Origin of the sequence: Streptomyces sp. NBC_00459, assembly GCF_036013955.1 — a bacterium.
In the GTDB taxonomy this organism is placed as follows: Bacteria; Actinomycetota; Actinomycetes; order Streptomycetales; family Streptomycetaceae; genus Streptomyces.
In genome coordinates, this window is record NZ_CP107903.1 from 4,963,628 (window position 1) to 4,980,687 (window position 17,060).

Sequence of the window (17,060 nt, forward strand, 5' to 3'; positions counted from 1 at the left end):
CGGAGGTGCCACGTGAAAGGCCGTACACGGAGTCCGTGTACGGCCTTTCAGGCAATCTGCGGCATGTAGGTCAGCGGTCGACGATCCGGTCGAACTGTGTCGTGGTGTGCCGCAGATGGGCCACCAGCTCCTCGCCGACCTTCGGCTCCGGGGCGTCCGAGGGCACGAAGAGGATCGAGACCTGCATGTGCGGCGGCTCGGCGAACCAGCGCTGCTTGCCGGCCCAGACGAACGGGGCGAGATTCCGGTTGACCGTGGCGAGGCCCGCGCGGGCGACTCCCTTGGCGCGCGGCATGACGCCGTGCAGCGCCTTGGGGGCCTCCAGGCCAACCCCGTGCGACGTACCGCCCGCCACGACCACCAGATAGCCGTCCGAAGCCGCCTTCTGCTGCCGGTAGCCGAAGCGGTCGCCCTTGGCCACGTGGGTGACGTCCAGGACCGCGCCGCGGTACTCCGTGGCGTCGTGGTCCCCCAGCCACAGCCGCGTGCCGATACGGGCGCGGAAGCGGGTCTGCGGGAACTGCTGCTGAAGTCGCGCGAGGTCCTCGGCCTTGAGATGGCTGACGAACATGGTATGCAGGGGCAGCCGGGCCGCGCGCAGCCGGTCCATCCAGCCGATGACCTCCTCCACGGCGTCCGAGCCGTCGGTGCGGTCCAGGGGCAGGTGGATCGCGAAGCCTTCGAGGCGTACGTCCTCTATGGCGGCGTGCAGTTGGGGCAGCTCCTGCTCGGTCACCCCGTGACGCTTCATGGAGGACATGACCTCGATGACGACCCGGGCGCCGACGAGGCCGTGGACCCCGTCCACAGACGACACCGAGCGGATGACGCGATCGGGCAGCGGTACCGGCTCCTCGCCCCGTCTGAAGGGTGTCAGCACCAGCAGGTCACCGCTGAACCAGTCCTTGGTCCGCGCGGCCTCGTACGTCGTTCCGACGGCCAGGATGTCCGAGCCCAGTCGCGTGGCCTCCTCGGCCAGCCGCTCGTGCCCGAAGCCGTAGCCGTTGCCCTTGCAGACCGGGACGAGCCCCGGGAACTGCTCGGACACGTGCTTGTGGTGCGCACGCCAGCGCGCGGTGTCGACGTAGAGCGTGAGCGCCATGGCCGGGACCTGGAACCTTCCTCGTGGTTGTGGTGAATCAGAGGTGCGAACGGGAAAACCGGTACATCAGCGGCGTGACATGTAGATGTCGAGCGCCTTGTGGAGCAGCTTGTTGAGCGGGAAGTCCCACTCGCCGAGGTACTCGGCAGCCTGCCCACCCGTGCCGACCTTGAACTGGATCAGACCGAAGAGGTGGTCCGTCTCGTCGAGCGAGTCGGAGATGCCGCGCAGGTCATAGGCGGTGGCGCCCAGTGCGTAGGCGTCGCGCAGCATCCGCCACTGCATGGCGTTCGAGGGGCGGAACTCACGCCCGATGTTGTCCGAGGCACCGTACGAGTACCAGACGTGCCCGCCGACGATCAGCATCGTCGCGGCCGACAGGTTCACTCCGTTGTGGCGGGCGAAGTAGAGCCGCATGCGGTTGGGGTCCTCGGTGTTGAGGGCCGTCCACATGCGCTGGAAGTACGACAGGGGGCGGGGACGGAAGTGGTCGCGCACCGCTGTGATCTCGTACAGGCGCTGCCACTCCTCCAGGTCGTGGTAGCCGCCCTGGACGACCTCGACACCGGACTTCTCGGCCTTCTTGATGTTGCGGCGCCACAGCTGGTTGAAGTTCTGGTGGACCTCTTCCAGCGAACGGTTCGCGAGCGGCACCTGATAGACGTAGCGAGGCTGTACGTCGCCGAAGCCGGCCCCGCCGTCCTCGCCCTGCTGCCAGCCCATACGACGCAGCTTGTCGGCGACCTCGAAAGCGCGCGGCTCGATGAAGTCGGCCTCGATGTCACGCAGCCGCTTCACGTCCGGGCTCTGGATGCCGGCCTTGATGGACGTGGCCTCCCAGCGCCGGATGATCACCGGCGGGCCCATCTTCACGGAGAAGGCGCCCTGCTGCTTGAGATGGGCCAGCATCGGCTGGATCCAGTCGTCGAGATTCGGCGCGAACCAGTTGATGACCGGGCCCTCGGGCAGATAGGCGAGATACCGCTTGATCTTGGGCAGCTGGCGGTACAGCACGAGACCGGCGCCGACGATCTCGCCCGTCCGATCGTCGAACCACCCGAGGTTCTCGGAGCGCCACTCCGCCTTGACATCTGCCCAGGCCGGAACCTGCATGTGGCTCGCCGACGGCAGGCTCTGGATGTACTCCAGATGCTGCTCTCGGCTGATCGTCCTCAGGGTCAGGCTCATTCGGGGCGCTCCTCGGGCTGGTGTGTCCCCATGGGTACAAGGGCTCCGGCTCTCGCGCCGAAGCCTACTGCGCCCTGCGAGCGCCTCGACTGGCCGTATGGCACCTGTGCCCCGGCCTTACCTCGGCCGGGGCACAGGGCGGTGGTCCGCGTCAGCCGATCACGCCGCCGAAGAGGCCGCCGTGCGCCATGCCGAGGAAGAAGCCGACCGCTGCGGCACCGAGGCCCAGGATCAGCCCGAAGCGTTCGCGGGTCGTCTCCGAGACGAACTGCCCGTACGCGCCGGTGAGGATCCCCACCAGGCCGGTCCAGGAGCTGAGCAGATGCAGGCTGTGGAACATCGCCGTGACGAAGGCCGTGACTCCGAGCACCAGTGTCACAGCGAGCAGGCTGTCCTGGAGCGGATGGGGTTTGCCGTCGGTGGCGAAGAGAGATCCGGCGGTGTTGGGTCGCAATGCCTGTGCCATGTGGCACCTCCTGCGGAAGGCGGCGCATCGTAGCGCCATACACACCCGATGTGTACAGATTGACGGTCACCCGGCCCTGATTTCAACCGGAAGCGCAGGACGGGTACTCTGTACCGTCTGCACCGGTGTCTGCCCATGCCGTGACGAGGAATCCCTTCGGATACCTCCGACTGTCAGTGGCTGCCGATACCGTTGCGTACGCATAACAACCCTCCTGCCACGGAACGACCGTGGCCGCTGAGTCCAAAGGAGGTGGGTTCCACATGCGTCACTACGAAGTGATGGTCATCCTCGACCCCGAGCTGGAGGAGCGCGCTGTCGCCCCTCTGATCGAGAACTTCCTCTCCGTCGTCCGTGAGGGCAACGGAAAGGTCGAGAAGGTCGACACCTGGGGCCGTCGTCGTCTCTCGTACGAGATCAAGAAGAAGCCCGAGGGCATCTACTCGGTCATCGACCTGCAGGCCGAGCCTGCGGTCGTCAAGGAGCTCGACCGCCAGATGAACCTGAACGAGTCGGTCCTCCGGACCAAGGTCCTCCGCCCCGAGACCCACTGAGCCTCCCGCTCAGCCGGTCCCGGGAATTCGAGTAGCAGCACCAAAAGCAGCCAGCAGCAAACCCGCCGAGAGGTTCCCCTATGGCAGGCGAGACCGTCATCACGGTCGTCGGCAATCTTGTCGACGACCCCGAGCTGCGCTTCACCCCCTCCGGTGCGGCGGTCGCGAAGTTCCGTGTCGCGTCCACCCCCCGCACCTTCGACCGGCAGACCAACGAGTGGAAGGACGGCGAAAGCCTGTTCCTCACCTGCTCGGTCTGGCGCCAGGCGGCTGAGAACGTGGCCGAGTCGCTCCAGCGAGGCATGCGCGTCATCGTGCAGGGCCGGCTGAAGCAGCGGTCCTACGAGACCACGCAGGGCGAGAAGCGCACGGTCTACGAGCTGGACGTCGACGAGGTCGGTGCCAGCCTGCGCAGCGCCACCGCCAAGGTCACCAAGGCCGCCGGCCGAGGTGGCCAGGGCGGTTACAGCGGTGGCAGCGGCGGTGGAGGTGGCGGCCAGCAGGGCGGTGGCTGGGGTGGAAACTCCGGCGGCGCTCCGCAGGGCGGCAGCGCTCCGGCTGACGACCCCTGGGCAACGGGCGCTCCCGCTGGTGGCAACCAGGGTGGCGGCGGTGCTGGTGGCGGCGGCTGGGGTGGAAACTCCGGCGGCTCCGGCGGCGGCTACTCGGACGAGCCCCCCTTCTAGGCCTTCGGGCCGAGGGGTGGGCCGTACCCACACTTCTTGATCACACAGGAGAAACACCATGGCGAAGCCGCCTGTGCGCAAGCCTAAGAAGAAGGTCTGCGCTTTCTGCAAGGACAAGGTCCAGTACGTGGACTACAAGGACACGAACATGCTGCGGAAGTTCATTTCCGACCGCGGCAAGATCCGTGCCCGCCGCGTGACCGGCAACTGCACGCAGCACCAGCGTGACGTCGCCACGGCTGTCAAGAACAGCCGTGAGATGGCGCTGCTGCCCTACACCTCCACTGCGCGATAAGGGAAGGGTGACCGACTAATGAAGATCATCCTCACCCACGAGGTATCCGGTCTCGGTGCCGCGGGCGACGTCGTCGACGTCAAGGACGGCTACGCTCGCAACTACCTGATCCCGCGGAACTTCGCTATCCGTTGGACCAAGGGTGGCGAGAAGGACGTCGAGCAGATTCGTCGTGCTCGCAAGATCCACGAGATCCAGACCATCGAGCAGGCCAACGACATCAAGGCCCGCCTCGAAGGCGTCAAGGTCCGTCTGGCCGTCCGCTCCGGCGACGCCGGTCGTCTCTTCGGTTCCGTCACTCCGGCCGACATCGCCACGGCGATCAAGGCTTCCGGTGGCCCCGAGGTCGACAAGCGCCGCATCGAGCTGGGCTCGCCGATCAAGACGCTCGGCGCCCACGAGACGTCCGTGCGTCTGCACCCCGAGGTTGCCGCCAAGGTCAACATCGAGGTCGTCGCTGCCTGAGCGAGGCACTCGCTGAAGCAGTTGTAGGGCCGCATCCTCCGGGGTGCGGCCCTTCTGCGTGAGCCGATTCGTGGGCTGTGGCGTGGCAACGACGCGGTGCCCTGGTTGCGCGGGGAACTGAGCACGCCGATGTTTCACGTGAAACGGCAGGAACCGGGTCGATGTTTCACGTGAAACACGGGGACGTGGAACACGGGGACGTGGAACAGGGCAGCACGGTGCACTCGGCGCTCTCCGTACCTTCAGCGGGTGGCGCCCGTGACCATCCAGCGGCCTGAACGGGCTCGCAGCCACAGAGTCAGCATGCGGACGGTCATCATGAGCGTCATCGCTCCCCAGAGGGCGGTGAGGCCGCCACCGAGGGTTGGCACGAGCAGGGCCACCGGTGTGAAGGCGGCGAGTGTTATCAGCATGGCCCCGGCCAGGTAGCGGCCGTCGCCCGCGCCCATCAGCACGCCGTCGAGGACGAAGACGATTCCGCAGATCGGTTGCGACAACGCGACCATGAGCAGGGCCGGCAAGGCGGTGTCCTTGACCATGGCGTCGCTGGTGAACAGAGGCAGGAACAACGGGCGGCTGACGATCACCAGCAGGCCGAGCACGATTCCGGTGGCGATGCCCCACTCGACCATACGACGGCAGGCTTCGCGGGCGCCCCTGGTGTCGTTCGCGCCGAGGTAGCGCCCGATGATGGCCTGCCCGGCGATGGCGATCGCGTCGAGCGCGAAGGCGAGCAGGCTCCACAGGGACAGGATGATCTGGTGTGCGGCGACGTCCGCGTCCCCGAGTCGTGCTGCAACGGCCGTGGCGATCATGAGGATTGCCCGCAGGGAGAGGGTACGCACGAGAAGCGGCGCGCCCGCCTGGGCGGAGGCCCGTATCCCTGCGGTGTCGGGGCGCAGTGAGACACAGTGCTTGTGTGCGCCGCGGACGACGACCGTGAGATAGGCCGCCGCCATGCCCCACTGGGCGATGACGGTGCCCCAGGCGGAACCCGCGATGCCGAGGTCTGCGCCATAGACGAGGCCCGCGTTCAGGGCGGCGTTGGCGACGAATCCCGCGATGGCGACGTACAGCGGGGTTCTGGTGTCCTGGAGGCCGCGCAGAACGCCGGTGGAGGCGAGGACGACCAGCATGGCCGGTATACCGAATGCCGAGATCCGCAGATAGGTGGTCGCGTACGAGGCGGCGGTGTTCGAGGCGCCGAAGAGGTCCACGAGCGCGGGTGCCGAGGGCAGGACGACGGCGATGACCGCGGCTCCGAGCAGCAGGGCGAGCCAGATGCCGTCCACACCCTGGCGGACTGCGGCCTGGAGATCGCCCGCGCCGACACGTCGGGCGACGGCGGCCGTGGTGGCGTACGCGAGGAAGACGAAGACACTGACCGCCGTGGTGAGCAGGACGGACGCGATGCCCAGTCCGGCGAGTTGTGCTGTGCCGAGGTGGCCGATGATCGCGCTGTCGGCCATGACGAAGAGGGGCTCGGCGATGAGTGCGCCGAAGGCAGGGACAGCCAGTGCGACGATCTCTCGATCGTGCCGGCGCCGGGTCGTCCTGGGTTCGGCGGGAGCCTGTGTCATGACCACCAATCTAATCTTCCACAGGTAAGAGATGCAATGCCGTTGTGACTATTACCTCTCCTCTTGGGGCGTGCGTCGCGGTGTGCCGCTCGTGGAGATCTTGGCCATATGTGGAAAGTTTTTCTTCTGCACAGCCGGTGGATGGGAAACGTGCTGGTCAGAAGCCATGTAACCCAAGTCGCGAAAGCTTGTTCACAGGGCTGTCCACCGGGTCGTGCACAGGTTTTGCGGAGTTCTCCACAGCATCAGGGCCGTCGTCCACATGGCCTGTGGATAACCAGATTGGCTGACGGTGCAGACGGGCCTACGGTGGTGCGGCGCCCGCTCCTTCTCCCAGCCTCGGAAACGTCACAAAACCGACGCGCCGGAACCGGAGTTGGGCGTCTTATTTGTCAGTGCCGTGCCGTAGAAAAGAGGGGCACGGCGAGGTCCGCTCGGCGGACGGGAGGAGGTGGCTCGGTGAGTATTTCCGAGCCCTTGGACGATCCGTGGGCCGACAGCGGTCCCAGTGATCGTCTGCCCCCCTCCCGACAACGCCGTGAAGGGGGCAGGGGCCGCGACGAACAGCACGACCGCGGTCGCGAGAACGGCGCGTGGGAAAGCGAGAGCACGTCATTCGAGCGAGTACCGCCCCAGGACCTCGACGCCGAGCAGTCCGTCCTCGGCGGCATGCTCCTGTCCAAGGACGCGATCGCCGACGTCGTCGAGGTGCTCAAGGGCCATGACTTCTACCGGCCTGCTCACGAGATCGTCTACGGGGCGATCCTCGACCTGTACGCGAAGGGCGAGCCGGCCGACCCCATCACGGTCGCCGCCGAACTCACCAGACGAGGCGAGATCACCAAGGTCGGTGGTGCTCCCTATCTGCATGCGCTGGTGCAGACGGTGCCGACGGCGGCGAACGCCGAGTACTACGCGGAGATCGTGCACGAGCGCGCGGTCCTGCGCCGTCTGGTCGAGGCCGGAACCCGTATCACCCAGATGGGATACGCGGCCGACGGGGACGTCGACGAGATCGTCAACAGCGCCCAGGCCGAGATCTACGCGGTCACCGAGCAGCGCACCACGGAGGACTATCTGCCGCTCGGCGACATCATGGAGGGTGCGCTCGACGAGATCGAGGCGATCGGCTCACGTTCGGGGGAGATGACCGGCGTGCCGACCGGGTTCACCGACCTCGACCAGCTCACCAACGGTCTGCACCCCGGCCAGATGATCATTATCGCGGCCCGCCCCGCCATGGGTAAGTCGACGCTGGCGCTGGACTTCGCTCGTGCCTGCTCGATCAAGCACAACATGCCGAGCGTCATCTTCTCCCTCGAAATGGGCCGCAACGAGATCGCCATGCGTCTGCTGTCCGCCGAGGCGCGCGTGGCCCTTCACCACATGCGCTCCGGCACGATGACCGACGAGGACTGGACCCGGCTCGCCCGCCGCATGCCGGACGTCTCGGCCGCCCCGCTGTACATCGACGACTCGCCGAACCTGTCGATGATGGAGATCCGAGCCAAGTGCCGACGCCTCAAACAGCGGGCGGACCTGAAGCTCGTCATCATCGACTACCTCCAGCTGATGCAGTCCGGCGGCAAACGCTCCGAGAGCCGCCAGCAGGAGGTCTCCGACATGTCGCGAAACCTGAAGCTCCTGGCCAAGGAGTTGGAGCTGCCGGTGATCGCGCTGTCGCAGCTGAACCGTGGCCCCGAGCAGCGCACGGACAAGAAACCCATGGTCTCCGACCTGCGTGAGTCCGGCTCCATCGAGCAGGACGCGGACATGGTGATCCTGCTGCACCGCGAGGACGCGTACGAGAAGGAGTCTCCGCGCGCGGGCGAGGCGGACATCATCGTCGGCAAGCATCGAAACGGCCCGACGGCGACGATCACGGTCGCCTTCCAGGGCCACTATTCGCGGTTCGTGGACATGGCCCAGACGTGATGCGTGCCTGTAGGTCTCGCGGCCGATGTCGTAATCCCACGGGCCGTGTCGTACCGATGGCGGACACGACATCACCGTGGGACCAGCGAGTGGTGCTGCTGCTCAGCGCCTCGTCTCGTACCTGGTCAGGACCACGCCGCCGGGAAACGTCCGCGTCTCCACCAGGTTCAGGTTCACCCAGCTGTCCAGCGCGGTGAAGAACGGCGTGCCGCCGCTACCCACCAGGACCGGCGCGGTGGCCAGCACGTACTCGTCAATCAGCCCGGCCCGCATGGCGGCCCCGGCGAGCGTCGCGCCGCCGATGTCCATCGGGCCGCCGTCCTCGGCTTTGAGCCGGGTGATCTCGGCGACCGCGTCGCCGGTGACCAGGCGGGTGTTCCAGTCGACCTTGTCGACCGTCGAGGAGAACACCACTTTCGCCATGTCCCGCCAGCGGCGCGCGAACTCGATCTCGGCCGGGGTGGCGTTGGGCTGCTGGTCGCCGGTCGGCCAGTAGGAACTCATCGTCTGCCACAGCTTGCGCCCGTACAGCGACAGGTCGGTCGCCTCCAACTGGTCGGACCAGAACTGGAACAGCTCGTCGCTCGGCGGTCCGCCCCAGCTGATGTCGTCGCCGGCCGCGGTGATGTAGCCGTCCAGGGTCAGGTTCATGCCGTAGATCAGTTTCCGCATGGTTCAGCCTTCCGGTTGTGGGTGTCCGGCGATAGACCGGTGCGGCGGGGGAAACTCATCGGTGCGCGATCCGGGCTCGCCGTAGCCCTCGTGCTCGGGGCTCAGCGTGGTGTACCCGGGCGACTCGGACAGCCACCTGATCTCGATCCCGCCCTCGCGAGGAAATACCACGGATCGGAGACTGATCACGAGTGACACTGCCGTGAGACAGCCGAGAACGCCCAGGTCACGCAAGATCGACATGTCATGAGCGGCGAGACCCTGCGGTGCCCCGCGGCACAGGTGAAATACGCTCGACGCGACGCAGCACGACCGATGAACTTGCCCCATGACAACACCTCAGAACGAACTTCTTCCCGGCACACGGCGGGCGTTGCTGCATCGGATCGCGGTTGCCCAGAGTGAAGGACGGGCGCCGTCGTTGGTCGCGGCGGTGGTGCGGGACGGGGAGACGGTATGGACGGGGGCGCGTACTTCGGTGGACGGCCATGCGCCCGATGCCGACGTGCAGTACCGGATCGGTTCGATCACCAAGACCTTCACCGCGGTACTGGTGATGAGGCTGCGTGACGAGGGGCTTCTCGATCTCGTCGATCCACTGGAGAAACATCTGCCGGGTACCGGCGCGGGGGAGGCCACCATCGCCGAACTGCTCGCGCACACCGGTGGGTTGGCGGCCGAGTCACCCGCGCCCTGGTGGGAACGCACCCCCGGATCACTGCGGCCCGAGTTGGCCGACGTACTCGGGGACCGGCCCTTGCTGCATCCCGTGGGTCGACGCCACCACTACTCGAATCCTGGCTACAGCGTTCTCGGCGCGCTGGTCGAGGAACTGCGCGGTGCTCCGTGGGAGGACGTGCTGCGAAGTGAGGTGCTCGATCCCCTGGGGCTGGAGCGGACCAGCGGGCAGCCGCAGGCGCCGCACGCGGGTGGATGGGCGGTGCATCCCTGGGCCGATGTGCTGTTGCCGGAGCCGACGGAGGACCTGGGACGGATGGCGTCGGCCGGTCAGCTCTGGTCCACCACAGGAGACCTGGCGCGCTTCGCCGCTTTCCTCACCAAGGGGGACGACCGGGTGCTGAGCGCTGCGTCCGTCGCGGAGATGCGTACACCGGCAGCTCCGGCCGAGCCGGACGATGTGGCGGCGGGTTCGGCGTACGGCCTGGGTATGCAGGTTCAGTACCGGGACGGCCGGCTACTGGTGGGGCACGGAGGGTCGCTGCCCGGCTTCCTGGCGAGCCTCACCATCAGCGTGGCGGACGACCTCGCGGCTGTCGTTCTGGCCAACTGCACCTCTGGTCCGCTGGTGTCCGCGGCTGCCGCCGACCTCGTGAGGATCGTCGCGGAGGCCGAGCCGCGGATTCCCGAGCCATGGCGGCCAATGCCCGAAGTCGACAGAGCGGTACTGGAGTTGGCGGGCCAGTGGTACTGGGGGACCGCCCCTTATGCTCTGCGGCTGTCGGCCGATGGGGGCGTCTCGCTGGGACCCTTGGTCGGTATCGGCCGCCGCTCGCGCTTCAGGCCGAACGGCGACGGCACCTGGACGGGCCTCGACGGCTACTTCGCCGGAGAGCTCCTCCAGGCCGTACGACGGCCTGACGGAGTCGTGGACCACCTGGACCTCGGGTCGTTCGTCTTCGTGCGTCAGCCGTACGACCAGGGGGCTTCCGTGCCGGGTGGAGTGGATCCGGAAGGGTGGCGTGGGATCAGGTAGGTGCCGAGTGCGAGGAAGCGTCATGTTTCACGTGAAACATGACGCTTCCTCCGAGTGGTCAGAGCTGGAGCTTGAAGCCCACGTGTGAAGGCGTGAAGCCGAGCCGTTCGTAGAAACGGTGGGCGTCCGTGCGCGTGACGTCCGAGGTCAGCTGAACCAACTGGCAGTTCTCCCGACGCGATGTGTCGATCGCCCACTCGATCAGCCTGCCGCCGAGACCGCTGCCGCGTTCGGCGGCGTGGACACGTACACCTTCGATGATCGACCGGGTCGCGCCCTTGCGGGACAGACCCGGAACAATCGTGAGCTGGAGCGTGCCGACCACGCGCCCTTCGCGGACCGCGACGACCAGGTGCTGGTTCGGGTCGGCGGACAGACGGTCCAACGCGGTCAGGTATGGGGTCAGGTCGTCCGGTGACTCGCGCTGCGCACCCAGCGGGTCGTCGGCGAGCATGCCGACGATCGCGGGAACGTCCTCCGTGATCGCGGGCCGTATCTCAAGATCTCCCATGGCCGCACTCTATGCGGGCAGGATCACCGGCTCCACGACCCGGACCAGCGGAGCAGGCTCCGGATTCCTGGCCGCCTCGTCGAGGAGTTCGAACCCCGCCTCGCTGACGTTCGTGTAGATCCCGCGGCGGTCGGTGGGTCACAGGTAGCGGGCGGGCAGCCCGCAGTCCTCAAGCCTGCTCACCAGTCGAGTCGTGGCGCTCTGGCTGAGGACGACCGTGTCGGCGACCGCCTTCATCTGCAGATGGCCGCCCGCGCCGTCGTGCTGTCGGCTGAGGACGTCCAGCAGCGAGTACGCGCGCACGCTCAGGCCGCCGACAGGCAGCAGGCGGCCCTCCACCGGTGACCCGGGCAGGCATGCTCAGAGCTGTCGGCGCGTCTCCTGGCAGCCGGTGTGTGCGTCTCTTGCGGAGAGCCCTCAGCCCGCGGCCACCGTCAGAGGCGCGAACCGCCGTGTCCAGTCACCCGGCAGTTCGGCGGTTCCGTACGTCATCACCGCGTTGAGGCCCAGTTGCGCAAGCCCGCGCTCCTTCACCCAGGCCAGCAGTTCCCCGTGCCGCACGTCGATATCCGTGCGCAGCGGACGGTCGGTGTGGGCGGCGAGTGAGGCGAGGAGAGCTTTCGCCGCCTCTGTGTCGCGGGCGATCAGTGGTCCCACGACATGGGTGTCCATGTTGGGCCAGGCCGCCGCGTAGCCGATGATCCGGCCGTTCTCCTCGGCGACGCGCAACTGGTCGGAGAAGGCGGGCAGTCGAGTGATGATGGATGTGCGGTCGGTGCCGAACACCTCCTCGTCGAGCTGGATGATGGCGGCGAGATCCTCGGCCGTGGCCGCGCGCGTAGCTACTTCGGGCTCCGGCCCGTGTGGCGTGAAGTGGCCGCGCACCATCTCGGCCTCGCCGCTGACCTTGAAGCCGAGTTCTTCGTAGAGCGGGCGGCCGTTCGGGGTCGCGTGCAGGGTCAGAGGTGTGGTGCCCATCGCGGCGACCACGTGCTGCATCAGCCGCCGTCCGATGCCCTGGCGGGCATGCCGCTCGGCAACCAGCACCATGCCGATGGCTCCCAACTCGGGCTCTCCGTACGGTCCGTACTCGGTGACGACACATGCGCTGACCAGTCCGCCGCCGGGGTCGTCGATGCCGTACCCCTTCCCGGCGGTGAGCAGGAGACCCCACTTGTGCTCCTCGCGGGGCCAACCCCGGTCCTCGGACAGGTCGGCGCAGGCGATGAGATCGCGGCGCGTAAGACGGCGGATGGGCAGATCAGCGGGGGAAGGAGTCGGCACGCAGGTCAGGCTGTCCGACCGGCGACCCCTCCGTCCACCTGTTTGCGGTCGGACGCACGCTCTTTTGGCCATGTCGTGCCGGTCCGTGCAGCGCGTGGACAGATGTTTCACGTGAAACGGTGAGCATCGGTCATCGGGCGACAGGCCCTGGCTAGCCTCGGTACCCATGACGCGACTGCATCTTTTCGATCTCGACGGAACACTGCTGCACGGCTCGGCCGCCCCCATTGAGATATCCCGGCAACTTGGGCTCGATCGCGAAATCGCCGAGTTGGAGCAGGACTTCGTGACACGACGTGTCGAGCCTGCCGAGTACGCCCGGCGCGTGCACCTCCTCTGGGCGGAGCTGACCGTGGCTCATGTCGACGCGGCCTTCGCGGAAGCGCCCTGGCTGCGGCGGATCAGGGAGACATGGGAGGCGATCCGGGGCCGGGGAGAGTACTGCGCCGTTGTCTCTCTGTCGCCCTCGTTCTTCGTCGAACGCCTGACGGAGTGGGGCGCGCATGCGGCGCACGGCTCGCGCTTCCCGGCGGTGCCTTTCAGAGAGCCGCTCGATCCCACCGGAATCCTGACGCCGGTGGCCAAGGTGGAGATCGCTGACCGGCTCTGCGGGCAGTTCGGGCTGACCCGGGCGGACTGTGTCGCGTACGGCGATTCGCTCTCCGACGCGGAGCTCTTCCGGGTAGTACCGGTCTCTGTCGCAGTCAACGCCGACCTTCATCTGGCGGGCCTTGCGACCCACACCTACGCGGGGCGGGATTTGTGGGATGCCTATGAATTCGTGTGCGGCGCCCGGTAGTTGAGGGAATTGATGGTTCGCCCGTTGCTCGCCAGCGGCGAATAAGGGCGGGACTTGTGTGCTCGGCGACGGCCGGTAGGGTCGACTCCGGTTCTTGTCCGTACAGGGGTGCGTATCCCGCACACGCGGCAAGAGCAGGGCAATGCAGCCTAACGGGACGGAGAGATCGAAGACTCGCATTTCCGGTTACACGACGGAGGTCCGGGTTGTATGTGGCCGCATTGGACAGAGGGCGAACGGGGAAAGCAAGCCGTCAGCGGGGGAACGCGAGCACATTCCGAACCAGGAAGTGCGCAGACCGACCGAAAGATGTTCGAGGCGAGGCAGACCATGGACGCTCCGACCACCACGTCGGCCGACAACGGCACTTCCGGCGGCAGCGGCGGGGGCGGCTGGTTCAAGCCGCACAAGCAGCCGGAGGCACCCCCGGGCGGTGGCCAGGAGGCAACGGAGGGCAGCAGGCTGGCCGCGCTGCGTCCCGTGGGCAGGCCGCCCACGGCCGCCGCCACGAACTCCTCGCCGGACGCCGAGGCCCGTTCGGCCGGGGCCGAGCCACCGACGGAGCAGGAACGAATATCCACGCCGTCGACTCCTGGACCCCCGGCGATTCCTCCGACTCCCGGGCCTTTGCCTCCCCTGCCCCTCTCGCCCGCGTCACCGCTTCCCGCGCCCTTCACTCCCGCTCCTTCGGCCACCGGGACGCCGGTTCGCCCGCCCTTCGCCCCGGTGCCCCCGGCTTCCGTACCGCCGGCCTCCGATGAGTCGGCGGGCGCAACCGAGCCCGTGCCCCCCGCACCACCCGTCCTCCCGGCGCCGGCCCTCGCGGCCACCACCTCCGAGGCTTCCCGCACACCTTCCGCGCCGCTCCAGCAGGCATCCCCTGACGCCGTGCTCATCCGGCGGACTATGGAAGAGGTCGGTCCTGTCGCAGACAAGGCCACCTCGTACTTCTACGCGCTGCTCTTCGTCCGTCATCCCGAACTGCGTTCACTTTTCCCGGCCGCGATGGACACCCAGCGGGACCGGCTGCTCAAGGCACTGCTCACCGCCGCCGAGCACATCGACAACACCGAGGTCCTCGTCGCGTATCTGAAGAACCTCGGCCGCGGCCACCGCAAGTACGGCACCCGACCCGAGCACTACCCGGCCGTCGGCGAATGCCTCATCGGCTCGCTGAGCCGGTACGCCGCCGCGATCTGGGACCAGGAGACCGAGGCGGCATGGGTACGGGCCTACACGACGATGGCACAGGTGATGATCGACGCTGCGGCCGTCGACGAACTGCGCGCTCCGGCCTGGTGGTACGGGGAGGTGGTCTCGCACGACCTCAGGACTCCCGACATCGCCGTCGTCACCGTCCGGCCCGACCAGCCGTACCCGTTCCTCGCGGGGCAGTACACGAGTCTGGAGACGCCGTGGTGGCCCCGTATATGGCGGCACTACTCATTCGCCTCGGCGCCCCGCTCCGACGGTCTGCTGTCGTTCCACGTGAAGGCCGTGCCCGCCGGCTGGGTCTCCAGCGCGCTGGTGCACCGCGCCCGACCCGGCGACATCCTGCGACTCGGCCCGCCCGCCGGCACGATGACGGTCGACCACACCACCAACAGCGGCCTGCTCTGTCTGGGCGGCGGCACCGGCATCGCGCCTATCAAGGCACTGGTCGAGGACGTCGCCGAGCACGGTGACCGGCGGCCGGTCGAGGTCTTCTACGGTGCCCGTACACATCTCGACCTGTACGACATCGACACCATGCTGCGGCTCCAGCAGAGCCATCCCTGGCTGTCGGTGCGCGCGGTCGTGGATCAGCAGGCGAATCTCCAGCTCCCCGACGCCGTACGGGAGTACGGGCCCTGGTACGAGTACGACGCCTATCTGTCGGGCCCGCCCGGGATGATCCGCAGCGGTGTGGACACGCTGCTGCGCGCCGGTTTCCCCGCGGAGCGGATCCGCCACGACTCGGTGGAGGAGCTGGTCGTCACCGGGAACTGACCGGCTGCGCGCTGTCAGCCCAGGTCGGGCGCGTGCATCGCCCGTACGCCCTCGATGTTCCCGTCGAGATAGTGGCGCAGCGACAGCGGCACGAGGTGGACGGAGGCGATGCCGACCCGGGTGAAGGGGATGCGGACGATCTCGTAGTCGCCGCAGGGTTCCTCGATTTCGGGGCCGTGTCGAAGCGAGGGGTCCATGCTCTCCAGACGGCAGACGAAGAAGTGCTGGACCTTCACGCCCGTGGCGCCGCCGTCCGCGCCGATGTGCTCGACGGTGTCCACGAAGCAGGGCACCACGTCGGTGATCTTGGCACCCAGCTCTTCGTGCACCTCACGATGCAGGGCGTCGACGACGGTCGCATCGTCCGGTTCGACGCCGCCGCCCGGGGTGAGCCAGTAGGGATCGACACTCGGTTTGGTCCGCTTGATGAGGATCAGGTCGTCGCCATCGAGCAGGATGGCGCGTGCGGTGCGCTTGACCACGGGTCGGACGGTCATGGGAGAAATGTGGCCCGGCTGGTTCCACGTGAAACATGCCGGCTCCCCACGAAGTGCTCTCGGCGGAGCAAAGGCTGTGGACCGCATGGGGCGAAATGCGTGTTTCACGTGAAACATCGCAGTGATCCTGAGAGATCCGCAGAGGTGCGCAGGGCATGCAGGGTGGGCAGAAGGATCCAGGTTCTGTGAGGGCTCAGCCCCAGTCGGCCGCCGCGAGATGGAGCCATTCGTGCGCCCGTGTGATGTGAGGCATCGCCAGTGTGCCGGTACGGACGACCAGGAAGTACGTCCGCAGTGGGGGCACCGCCGGATCGAGCAGAGCGACCACCTCGCCCCGCTCCAGGGCGGGCGCGCACAGATACCGAGGCAGTACCGCGAGCCCCGCACCCGCGGCCGCGCAGGCGAGCACCGCGCGCAGGTCGGGCACGATGACGGTGCCTGAGGCGGCGGGGTGGGTACCGAAGACGGAGGCCCAGTAGCGGGCGACGAGTGGCAGCGACTCGTGGACCTCCACCACGGGAAGGTTCTGCAGGACGGACGGCCCCTTGCGGCGCAACTTCCCGGGGCCGAGTTCCGCGGCCCAGCGCGCAGCGGCGACCAGGACGTGCTCCTCGTCGCAGAGCGCAGTCGCCGTGAGCAGGGTGCCGCGCGGACGGGTCGTCGTGATGGCCAGATCATGATGCCCGGCGGACAGGCCCTCCAGGGTTTCCTCGGCATTGCCGAAGGAGACGCGCAGAGCGAAGCCCTGGCCGTCGTCGCCGGTCAGCTCCGTAAGCGCGGGCAGCGCGCGTTCCGCGGTGAACTCCGGAGGCCCGGCGAGGTGCAGCGTGCGTACGGAGGAGTCCTCGTCCAGCCCGGTCTCGGTGATCTCCACGAGCGCGTCGAGATGCGGCGCGGCCTTGTGCGCGAGCTCGTCGCCGATGGTCGTGGGGGTCACGCCACGGGCCTGGCGCAGGAACAGAGGGCGTCCCAGCTGCCGCTCCAGGGTGCGGATCTGCGAGGTGACGGCAGGCTGCGAGAGGCCGAGCAGGGCGGCGGCACGAGTGAAGGAGCCGGCTCGGTGGACGGTCACGAAGGTGCGCAGCAGGGCCAGGTCCATGACGCGCGCTCCCCCTTCCCTGCCCTTCTTTCGGCCTCCCGGATCCGTCCAACTATAAATAAGTCGATAGGACCCTGTCGCTACAGTGATTGGACACTGACACAGAGTCAACTAGCCTTGTTCGCGCGGTTCTTCGCGCGCGGAACCGCGGCGGTCCGAGCCACGAGGGGGGAGGCTCGGACCGCCATCGTGTGTAGCGGAGCGTCTCTCGGCTCCTGCTCGTC

The 17,060-nt window shown here is 67.7% G+C and carries 17 protein-coding genes and 1 pseudogene; 8 read left to right on the forward strand and 10 right to left on the reverse strand.

What is annotated here, in order from left to right; translation table 11 throughout:
* Positions 1–70 precede the first annotated feature (70 nt).
* The 3 genes from OHN74_RS21695 to OHN74_RS21705 form a co-directional block, all read right to left on the reverse strand.
* Positions 71–1,102, reverse strand: a complete 1,032-nt coding sequence (locus OHN74_RS21695) for an alanine racemase (RefSeq protein ID WP_327696223.1) — start codon at positions 1,100–1,102, stop codon at positions 71–73.
* Positions 1,103–1,168: 66 nt separating this feature from the next.
* Positions 1,169–2,290 (reverse strand): peptidoglycan bridge formation glycyltransferase FemX, encoded by a 1,122-nt coding sequence (gene femX, locus OHN74_RS21700; protein ID WP_327696225.1) that lies wholly within the window; start codon positions 2,288–2,290, stop codon positions 1,169–1,171.
* 151 nt (positions 2,291–2,441) lie between these two features.
* A complete protein-coding gene (locus tag OHN74_RS21705; protein ID WP_105970260.1) occupies positions 2,442–2,756 on the reverse strand; it encodes a hypothetical protein in 315 nt (104 codons plus the stop codon).
* Positions 2,757–3,019: 263 nt separating this feature from the next.
* On the opposite strand from OHN74_RS21705, the gene rpsF reads away from it, so the two are divergent.
* The 4 genes from rpsF (at position 3,020) to rplI (ending at position 4,756) form a co-directional block, all read left to right on the forward strand.
* Positions 3,020–3,310: a 30S ribosomal protein S6 gene (gene rpsF, locus OHN74_RS21710; RefSeq protein WP_146481131.1), complete on the forward strand. Its 291-nt coding sequence runs from the start codon at positions 3,020–3,022 to the stop codon at positions 3,308–3,310.
* A gap of 80 nt (positions 3,311–3,390) precedes the next feature.
* Positions 3,391–3,996, forward strand: coding sequence for a single-stranded DNA-binding protein (locus OHN74_RS21715; RefSeq protein WP_327696226.1), 606 nt, complete (start codon positions 3,391–3,393; stop codon positions 3,994–3,996).
* 58 nt (positions 3,997–4,054) lie between these two features.
* Positions 4,055–4,291 carry a 30S ribosomal protein S18 gene (gene rpsR, locus OHN74_RS21720; protein WP_006381652.1) on the forward strand — a complete coding sequence of 79 codons (237 nt, stop codon included), beginning with the start codon at positions 4,055–4,057 and terminating at the stop codon, positions 4,289–4,291.
* Positions 4,292–4,309: 18 nt separating this feature from the next.
* Positions 4,310–4,756, forward strand: coding sequence for a 50S ribosomal protein L9 (gene rplI, locus OHN74_RS21725; RefSeq protein WP_006381650.1), 447 nt, complete (start codon positions 4,310–4,312; stop codon positions 4,754–4,756).
* 242 nt (positions 4,757–4,998) lie between these two features.
* Here the strand turns inward: rplI and OHN74_RS21730 are convergent, their stop codons facing one another.
* Entirely contained in the window at positions 4,999–6,336 is a 1,338-nt protein-coding gene (locus OHN74_RS21730; protein ID WP_327696227.1) for an MATE family efflux transporter, read from the reverse strand.
* 459 nt (positions 6,337–6,795) lie between these two features.
* Between OHN74_RS21730 and dnaB the strand changes: the two genes are divergently transcribed.
* On the forward strand, positions 6,796–8,271 hold the full coding sequence (dnaB, locus tag OHN74_RS21735; RefSeq protein ID WP_327696228.1) for a replicative DNA helicase: 1,476 nt from the start codon (positions 6,796–6,798) through the stop codon (positions 8,269–8,271).
* Positions 8,272–8,373: 102 nt separating this feature from the next.
* Here dnaB and OHN74_RS21740 read toward each other — a convergent pair whose 3' ends face one another.
* Positions 8,374–8,943, reverse strand: a complete 570-nt coding sequence (locus OHN74_RS21740) for a dihydrofolate reductase family protein (protein ID WP_327696229.1) — start codon at positions 8,941–8,943, stop codon at positions 8,374–8,376.
* 328 nt (positions 8,944–9,271) lie between these two features.
* On the opposite strand from OHN74_RS21740, the gene OHN74_RS21745 reads away from it, so the two are divergent.
* Positions 9,272–10,657 carry a serine hydrolase domain-containing protein gene (locus OHN74_RS21745; RefSeq protein ID WP_327696230.1) on the forward strand — a complete coding sequence of 462 codons (1,386 nt, stop codon included), beginning with the start codon at positions 9,272–9,274 and terminating at the stop codon, positions 10,655–10,657.
* Positions 10,658–10,715: 58 nt separating this feature from the next.
* Here OHN74_RS21745 and OHN74_RS21750 read toward each other — a convergent pair whose 3' ends face one another.
* The 3 genes and pseudogenes from OHN74_RS21750 to OHN74_RS21760 all read right to left on the reverse strand — a co-directional run bounded on the left by OHN74_RS21750 (position 10,716) and on the right by OHN74_RS21760 (position 12,452).
* On the reverse strand, positions 10,716–11,168 hold the full coding sequence (locus OHN74_RS21750) for a GNAT family N-acetyltransferase (RefSeq protein ID WP_327696231.1): 453 nt from the start codon (positions 11,166–11,168) through the stop codon (positions 10,716–10,718).
* Between the two features lie 9 nt (positions 11,169–11,177).
* A pseudogene (locus OHN74_RS21755) lies at positions 11,178–11,507 on the reverse strand (MarR family winged helix-turn-helix transcriptional regulator); the annotation flags it as partial.
* 78 nt (positions 11,508–11,585) lie between these two features.
* On the reverse strand, positions 11,586–12,452 hold the full coding sequence (locus tag OHN74_RS21760) for a GNAT family N-acetyltransferase (protein WP_327696232.1): 867 nt from the start codon (positions 12,450–12,452) through the stop codon (positions 11,586–11,588).
* Positions 12,453–12,618: 166 nt separating this feature from the next.
* Here OHN74_RS21760 and OHN74_RS21765 point away from each other — a divergent pair, with 166 nt between their 5' ends.
* Entirely contained in the window at positions 12,619–13,251 is a 633-nt protein-coding gene (locus OHN74_RS21765) for an HAD family hydrolase (RefSeq protein WP_327696233.1), read from the forward strand.
* Between the two features lie 330 nt (positions 13,252–13,581).
* On the forward strand, positions 13,582–15,240 hold the full coding sequence (locus tag OHN74_RS21770) for a globin domain-containing protein (RefSeq protein WP_327696234.1): 1,659 nt from the start codon (positions 13,582–13,584) through the stop codon (positions 15,238–15,240).
* Positions 15,241–15,254: 14 nt separating this feature from the next.
* On the opposite strand, the gene OHN74_RS21775 is transcribed toward OHN74_RS21770, so the two are convergent.
* The gene (locus OHN74_RS21775) at positions 15,255–15,737 is read right to left on the reverse strand and encodes an NUDIX hydrolase (protein WP_327696235.1); all 483 of its coding nucleotides are present in this window, start codon (positions 15,735–15,737) and stop codon (positions 15,255–15,257) included.
* Positions 15,738–15,930: 193 nt separating this feature from the next.
* Positions 15,931–16,836 carry a LysR family transcriptional regulator gene (locus tag OHN74_RS21780; protein WP_327696236.1) on the reverse strand — a complete coding sequence of 302 codons (906 nt, stop codon included), beginning with the start codon at positions 16,834–16,836 and terminating at the stop codon, positions 15,931–15,933.
* Between the last annotated feature and the right edge of the window lie 224 nt (positions 16,837–17,060).

Bases quoted from the DNA above. Each gene is read 5' to 3' on its own strand.
- OHN74_RS21705 (WP_105970260.1), bottom strand. From the start codon at position 2,756: ATGGCACAGGCATTGCGACCCAACACCGCCGGATCTCTCTTCGCCACC.
- OHN74_RS21765 (WP_327696233.1), top strand. From the start codon at position 12,619: ATGACGCGACTGCATCTTTTCGATCTCGACGGAACACTGCTGCACGGC.
- OHN74_RS21745 (WP_327696230.1), top strand. From the start codon at position 9,272: ATGACAACACCTCAGAACGAACTTCTTCCCGGCACACGGCGGGCGTTG.
- OHN74_RS21750 (WP_327696231.1), bottom strand. From the start codon at position 11,168: ATGGGAGATCTTGAGATACGGCCCGCGATCACGGAGGACGTTCCCGCG.
- OHN74_RS21775 (WP_327696235.1), bottom strand. From the start codon at position 15,737: ATGACCGTCCGACCCGTGGTCAAGCGCACCGCACGCGCCATCCTGCTC.
- OHN74_RS21770 (WP_327696234.1), top strand. From the start codon at position 13,582: ATGGACGCTCCGACCACCACGTCGGCCGACAACGGCACTTCCGGCGGC.
- rplI (WP_006381650.1), top strand. From the start codon at position 4,310: ATGAAGATCATCCTCACCCACGAGGTATCCGGTCTCGGTGCCGCGGGC.
- femX (WP_327696225.1), bottom strand. From the start codon at position 2,290: ATGAGCCTGACCCTGAGGACGATCAGCCGAGAGCAGCATCTGGAGTAC.
- rpsF (WP_146481131.1), top strand. From the start codon at position 3,020: ATGCGTCACTACGAAGTGATGGTCATCCTCGACCCCGAGCTGGAGGAG.
- OHN74_RS21695 (WP_327696223.1), bottom strand. From the start codon at position 1,102: ATGGCGCTCACGCTCTACGTCGACACCGCGCGCTGGCGTGCGCACCAC.
- OHN74_RS21730 (WP_327696227.1), bottom strand. From the start codon at position 6,336: ATGACACAGGCTCCCGCCGAACCCAGGACGACCCGGCGCCGGCACGAT.
- OHN74_RS21740 (WP_327696229.1), bottom strand. From the start codon at position 8,943: ATGCGGAAACTGATCTACGGCATGAACCTGACCCTGGACGGCTACATC.
- OHN74_RS21715 (WP_327696226.1), top strand. From the start codon at position 3,391: ATGGCAGGCGAGACCGTCATCACGGTCGTCGGCAATCTTGTCGACGAC.
- OHN74_RS21780 (WP_327696236.1), bottom strand. From the start codon at position 16,836: ATGGACCTGGCCCTGCTGCGCACCTTCGTGACCGTCCACCGAGCCGGC.
- rpsR (WP_006381652.1), top strand. From the start codon at position 4,055: ATGGCGAAGCCGCCTGTGCGCAAGCCTAAGAAGAAGGTCTGCGCTTTC.